Below are 1,254 nucleotides of genomic sequence, written 5' to 3' on the forward strand. Positions count from 1 at the left end.
CCGGCGGGTTCAAGGGGTCGTTGCAACACCTGAGTGGTTGGTGGTGTTGTGGGGCGTTTTGGTCGGCCTGAGGTGTTGCGGGAGACGGTTCGGTTGTTTTGGGAGGCGAGGTCTGCTGGGTCCGCCGATGAGCTGGCGGCGGAGGCTGCAGGGTTTTCATTGTCAGCAGCTCGCGTGCTTGTCCGGAAACATGGTGGGGTGGACCCTGCACTGAAGCCCGCGAGCGGGCGGTTTTTGTCCTTTGAAGAACGCGAGTTGATTGGTGTGTGGCTGGCCGAGGGCCACGGGGTCCAGGAGATCGGTCGTCGCTTGGGGCGCAGTGCCTCCACGGTAAGCCGGGAGCTGACCCGGAACATCCGAAATGACGGCAAGCGCCGGTATCTTGCCTCGGCCGCGCAGAACCGGGCCCAGAAGCTGGCGCGCCGGCCCAAGGCCCGGAAGCTGGCGTGTAACGAGGCTCTGGCGGCGTATGTGGCCGGGATGTTGACGGCGCGGGAGCGGTTGTCCCCGGAGCAGATCAGTGCCCGGCTTCGGATCGACTTCCCCGATGATGAGAACATGCGCATCAGCCCCGAGACGATCTATCAGTGCATCTATATCCAGGGCCGCGGCGGGCTGAAGGCCGAGCTCACCGCGGCCTTGCGAACCGGCAGGGCAGTGCGCCAACCAAACCGGCGGGCCGGGAACCGAAAGCCCCGGGTCCCGAAGGAGCTGCTGATTAGCGAACGCCCGGCAGAGGCCGATGACCGGGCGGTGCCCGGCCATTGGGAGGGCGACCTGATCATTGGGACCCCCGGCACAGGAGCGATCGGAACGCTTGTCGAACGCAGCAGCCGCTTCGTGATGCTCCTGCACCTGCCCAACGGACATACCGGCGAGCAGGTGCTGGCCGCCATCCAGGAAACCCTGCCCACCCTTCCGGCCCATCTGCGCCGGTCCCTCACCTGGGACCAAGGGGCAGAGATGGTCGGTATCCACCATCGTGTGAAAATCGCCACCGGAGCCCAGGTTTACTTCTGTGATCCGCACTCACCCTGGCAACGCGGCAGCAACGAGAACACCAACGGACTACTTCGTCAGTACTTTCCCAAAGGCATGGATCTCACCAAAGTCACCCCCGAGGACCTCGAGTACGCCGCCGCCGGACTCAACGGCCGTATACGCAAAACCCTCGGCTGGAAAACCCCAGCCCAAGCCCTCGAACAAATTCTGAAAGAATCAGCAGCATAGGACGTGTTGCAACCACCACTTGAA

At 63.8% G+C, this 1,254-nt stretch carries 1 protein-coding gene; it reads left to right on the forward strand.

All coding sequences use genetic code 11. The features are described from left to right. Window positions 1-33 precede the first annotated feature (33 nt). Window positions 34-1,230 carry an IS30 family transposase gene (locus tag ARTSIC4J27_RS00015; protein WP_235436455.1) on the forward strand — a complete coding sequence of 399 codons (1,197 nt, stop codon included), beginning with the start codon at window positions 34-36 and terminating at the stop codon, window positions 1,228-1,230. Window positions 1,231-1,254: the final 24 nt, after the last annotated feature.

The organism is Pseudarthrobacter siccitolerans, assembly GCF_001046895.1.
Taxonomy (GTDB): Bacteria; Actinomycetota; Actinomycetes; order Actinomycetales; family Micrococcaceae; genus Arthrobacter; species Arthrobacter siccitolerans.